This is a genomic window from uncultured Salinisphaera sp., assembly GCF_964012375.1.
GTDB lineage: Bacteria > Pseudomonadota > Gammaproteobacteria > Nevskiales > Salinisphaeraceae > Salinisphaera.
This window is the reverse complement of sequence record NZ_CAXGSH010000150.1, coordinates 1-4,966: the sequence shown is the minus strand read 5'-3', so window position 1 is coordinate 4,966 and position 4,966 is coordinate 1. Positions and strand designations below refer to the sequence as shown.

General features: G+C 64.9%; 6 protein-coding genes. All 6 read right to left on the bottom strand.

The genetic code is table 11. The annotated features are described in order from the left end of the window. The coding region (locus tag ABNU97_RS17115; protein ID WP_348767875.1) for a cbb3-type cytochrome c oxidase subunit I at positions 1-367 on the bottom strand (367 nt) is incomplete at its 3' end. A gap of 34 nt (positions 368-401) precedes the next feature. Beyond that, positions 402-1,832 (bottom strand): cytochrome c oxidase subunit II, encoded by a 1,431-nt coding sequence (coxB, locus tag ABNU97_RS17110; RefSeq protein WP_348767874.1) that lies wholly within the window; start codon positions 1,830-1,832, stop codon positions 402-404. A gap of 9 nt (positions 1,833-1,841) precedes the next feature. Next, entirely contained in the window at positions 1,842-2,330 is a 489-nt protein-coding gene (locus tag ABNU97_RS17105; RefSeq protein ID WP_348767873.1) for a DUF2244 domain-containing protein, read from the bottom strand. 94 nt (positions 2,331-2,424) lie between these two features. Then, entirely contained in the window at positions 2,425-3,108 is a 684-nt protein-coding gene (gene bioD, locus ABNU97_RS17100; protein WP_348767872.1) for a dethiobiotin synthase, read from the bottom strand. Further along, positions 3,105-3,890 (bottom strand): pimeloyl-ACP methyl ester esterase BioH, encoded by a 786-nt coding sequence (gene bioH, locus ABNU97_RS17095; protein WP_348767871.1) that lies wholly within the window; start codon positions 3,888-3,890, stop codon positions 3,105-3,107. The genes bioD and bioH overlap by 4 nt, the downstream gene beginning before the upstream one ends. Further along, a partial coding sequence (bioF, locus tag ABNU97_RS17090; protein ID WP_348767870.1) for an 8-amino-7-oxononanoate synthase occupies positions 3,887-4,966 on the bottom strand: 1,080 nt, incomplete at its 5' end. The genes bioH and bioF, both read right to left, overlap by 4 nt.

The window sequence follows — 4,966 nt, the reverse complement described above, 5'->3', positions numbered from 1 at the left end:
GCGGCAGCGCCAGATCGGAGCAGCCGATCATCATCGGCACCATCCAGTTGGCCAGCCCCACGAAGGCAGGCATGACGCCGCCGAAGATCATCACCAGCGCGTGTAGGGTGATCATCTCGTTGTAGAAACCGGGATCGACGAACTGAATGCCCGGCGCGAACAACTCGGCACGAATCACCAGCGACATCAGGCCGCCGATAAACAGCATCGTGAACGAAAAGATCAGGTACAGCGTACCCAGATCCTTGTGGTTGGTCGTACCGATCCAGCGCTTCATCCAGGGCCACACGCCGTCGGCCAGGGTAACCGGACCGTGGTGGTGATCGTGATGATCGTGGTGGGTATCAGTCGGATTGACAGTGCTCATCGCAAACTCCTGAACCGCCGTGCGGGCGGTCTACTTATCGCTGCGCCGCAACCTGGGAAGGCTGCACCACGTCGCCGGTATCGTTACCAAATGCGTTGCGCTCATACGTCACAACCGCTGCTATCTGCTTGTCGTCGAGCGTGCCCTTGTACGGCGGCATCGCGCCCTTGCCATTGAGAATCTGACTAATGTGCTTGCCGACATCGCCGGTCGCGACCGCACTGCCCTTCATCGCCGGAAAACCGGCCGCGGGCATGCCGCTGCCGTCCGGCTGATGACAGGCGGCACACAGGTTGCCGTAGACTTCCTTGCCCTGGCTCATGAGCGCATCGCGCGACATTTCGTCGCCCGCGGCGGCCGAGCCATCCTGCTGTTCGCTATCGCTGGCCGACGACTGGTCCTCCTGATCCGGGTCCGGCACCTTCGGCGAACCACGGTCGTCGGACGCTTCGGCCTCGCGTGCTTCGGCGTCGTCGGCACCTTCGTTATCGGATTCGCCGGTGCCGACGATGCTCTCTTCGGCGGCCTGCGGATCGTTGGTGCTGCCGTCCTCGGTCCGCGCTTCGGTCGCATTGCCGGCGGTCGCACTTTCGTCGGCCGAAGTCTGTGCCTGGGCGTTGGCTTCGTTCGTGCTCGGCTGACCGGTGGCAAGTTCGGAATCGGAATTCGGGTTGCCGCCCTGTTCACGTACCCAGGCATCGTAATCGCTCTGCGATACCACCTTCACCACGATCGGCATGAAGGCATGGCCACGGCCACACAGCTCGGCGCACTGACCGCGGTAGACGCCCGGCTTGTTGGCCTGGAACCACATATCGTTGATATAGCCGGGGATGGCGTCCTTCTTGCCACCGAGCTCCGGCACCCACCAGGAGTGGATGACGTCGCTCGCGGTCAGCAGCAGGCGCACCTTGGTATCGACCGGCACCACCATCGGGTTGTCGACGTTGCGAAGGTAGTTGTCGACCGTGTTCGGGTCGATACCGGAGTTGAGACGGCGCGCGTTGTCGCTATCACGGTCGAGACGGCTGAAGAAATGCACGTTGGCATCGACGTAATCGTATTCCCACAGCCACTGATGGCCGGTCACACGAATCGTCATGTCGGGATTGCTGGAATCCTCGATCTGAAGCAGCGTCCCGGCGGCCGGGATCGCGACCGCGATGAGAATGATGAACGGCACGACGGTCCAGGCGATTTCCACCACCGTCGACTCGTGGAAATGCGATGCCTCGAAGCCGCGCGACTTGCGATGCACGATCACCGAATAGAGCATCACGCCGAATACGCCGATGCCGATGACCACGCAGATCCAGAAAATCAGCATGTGCAGGCCAAAGACCTTGCTCGTCAGGTCGGTCACGCCCTCGTTCATGTTGAGCGTCCACGCCGCATGCGCCGGCGACATGGCCAACGCCCCCAGCGCGACCAGGCCCGATCGAGACAGAATGCTGATTTTATTCATAATCGCTCTCTATAAAACACGTTGCCGGCGGTCGTCGCGCGATGACGACAGCTGCGGCGCGGTCACCCACGACTTGAGCCTCTGGGCAACCTTCTCCCGTTCTTCCTCGCTCAGGCAGCGACCCAGCTCACAGCCGTGGCCATGACGGGTTAACAGCAAGCGTGACGGACTGTTCCGATACACACCCGGACTCAGCCGGACTTGGGTCAGCAGGCGCGGGAACTCCCAGCGCCGCTCGGGTTCGTTCAGGCCAGCTTCGACCTCGATACGATCCTCGAATACCGATATGACCTCGCGGTAACCATTGTCGCGCAAACTCAGGTAAAGACCCGCCCCAAGCGCGGCCATCTCCAGCCCGGCGAACGGCCATATCAACCATAAACCGAACACTGTCATGAAGGCCGCGATACCGAATGACACGCTACACATGCCGATAAAAAACCATTGAGCCTGCGCGACCGACAGCGACCCGTTCGGGGCGATGACCAACCGGCGCATGGGTTCGTTGGTTTCGTATCGACTCGACATCCCGCCGTGTCCTCCGGCCGAGAGTTTATGCGAAGCGCTATTGTGCTGGCAAACGATTCAGCCTTTATTCACGCTCTCTCATACGCACGAGCCACGGCAAGGGATTCAGCGCCAGATCAGCGCGCGGATCGCAGGCCACGCGCGCGCAAAGCGGCGCGGTGATCGCCTGTTCCAGGCAGGCGATGTTTTCTTCGAGGCGAGGCTGAATCGGCGGCAACGTATTCGCGACCCAGCCCACCAGCGGCGTAGCGGCGCCGATCGCACGGGCGCTGAGCACGGCATGATTGACGCACCCCAGGCGCATGCCAACCACCAGAAGCGTCGGCCAGCGGTGGCCGCTCACCCATTCGGCGAAATCGGTATGCGCGCCCAGCGGCACGTGCCAGCCGCCCGCGCCTTCGACCACCACCCAGTCGCTGGCCGCCGCCAGACGCGCGTGGCCGTCGTCCAGTACGTCGTTATCGATCATCACCCCGGCATCGGCCGCGGCGATATGTGGAGCAATGGGCTCGGCGAGCGCGATCGGATTGATGGCGTCGTAGCCCCAGCCCGGCGTGCTCGCGGCCTGTAGCGCCAGCGCGTCCTCGTTGCGCAATCCCGCGGCCGTGGCTTCACAGCCGCTGGCCACCGGCTTGTAGCCCACCGCCGAGAAACCCGCGGCCCGCAGCCCGTGCAGCAGGGCGACCGCGACACGCGTCTTGCCGATACCGGTATCGGTGCCGGTCACGAACAACGTTTGTGCCGTCATTCCGCCTTCTCGCCGTCAATGCAGGCATCGACAAACGCAGACAGCCGCTCGGCAAACGGTTTTTCGTGCGAGATGAACGGCGCATGCGCGGCGCGCTGCACCCGCCAGAACCGTGCGTTCGGCATGGCATCGGCCATGGCAGCCATGCCGTCGGGATGGGCCATGCGATCACGCGCGCCGGCGATCACCAGCGCAGGCGCATCGATAGCGGCCAGCGCATCGCGGAAATCGGCCTCGAAGAGAATATCCAGGCCGCGCTCAAGTGCGGCCTGTGCCGGCGGCTGGTCCATGAGATCGTTGCGCAGACTGCGCACCGCGCGTGCCGCCCCCGGCTCGCCCAGCACCTGCTGCATCAAGAACTCGCTCAACGTGGTCGAAAAATCCTCGCTGAGCCCGCGGCGGGTGGCTTCGATGGCACTTTGCTTCATGCCGTAGTCGTTGCCCGGCTCACGAATGAAGCGTGCCAGGGTGGCCACCAGTACCAGCCCCTGGACGCGTTCGGGGTGGCGACGCGCGGCCCCCATGGCGACGAGGCCGCCCAGCGACCAGCCCACGAAAACCGCAGGCCGGTCGATCTGTTCCATTACGGCGTCGACCCAGTTGTTGAGCCCGGCCGGGCCCACCGCGCTTTCGCCGTGACCGGGCAAATCCACCAGATGACAACGAAAACGGCTCTTGAGCCGCCCTGCCAGCGATTCCCAGATACGCGACGACAGCCCCCAGCCGTGCAGAAAGACAATATCGGGGCCCTGCGTACCCACGCTTTGTACATGCAGGCTCATGCGCTGCGCCGGCTATCGGCTGCGGGCCGCACCGCCGCGAGCGCGGCCAGCAAGGCATCGACCTGTGTTTCGTCGTGGCCCGCGGTCAGGGTGATACGCAGCCGCGACGTGCCGGGCGCCACGGTCGGTGGACGAATCGCACCGACCAGAAAGCCCCGCGCCAGCAGTGCATCGCTGACCGCCAGGGCCTGGGCTTCGTCACCCAGCATCAGCGGCTGAATGGGGCTGTCCGACGGTTCGACCGGCAGCCCAAGCTCAAGCGCGCCGCGCCGAAAGCGCTCGATCAAAGCCATGAGATGGCTACGCCGCGCGTCGCCCGCCCGCGCCAGCGCCACGCCTTCGCGTGCGGCAGCAGCGAGCGCCGGCGGCGGCGCGGTCGAAAAGATCAGCGAACGCGCGCTTTGCAGAATCGCTTCAATCACGTCATCGTCCCCGGCCACGAAGGCGCCGGCCGCGCCCACCGACTTGCCCAGGGTTGCCAGCAGCAGCGGCACGCGATCGCTGCCCAGCCCGGCCTCGGCAACCCGCCCGGCGCCCTGGGCACCGAAAACACCCAGGCCGTGGGCATCGTCGACCGTCAGCCAGGCGCCGTGCACCGCGGCCAGTTCGGCCAGCGCACACAGCGGCGCGGTGTCGCCGTCCATTGAAAACACGCTGTCGGTGAGCAGCATACGATTGCCGCTATCGCAGGCGGCGAGCTTGTCGGCGGCGTCCACGGCATCGGCGTGGCGATAGACATGCTTGGAGGCGCCCGATAGCCGGGCGCCGTCGATCAACGAGGCATGATTGAGCGCATCGGCGACGATATGGTCGCCGCCTGTCATCAGCGCACTGACCACGCCCACATTCGCCGCGTAGCCGGTCGAGAATACGAGCGCGCGTTCGCGCCCGACCCAATCGGCCAGTTCGGCTTCCAGCGCTGCGTGCTCGACGTTGTGGCCGGTCACCAACTGGGAGGCGGCGCTGCCGGTGCCCAGGCGTTCGCCGGCACGGGCCATTCGCTGCGCCAATGCCGGCTCTGCGGCCAGCCCCAGATAGTCGTTGCTGCAGAAATTCAGGTAATCCCGTCCCTCAAG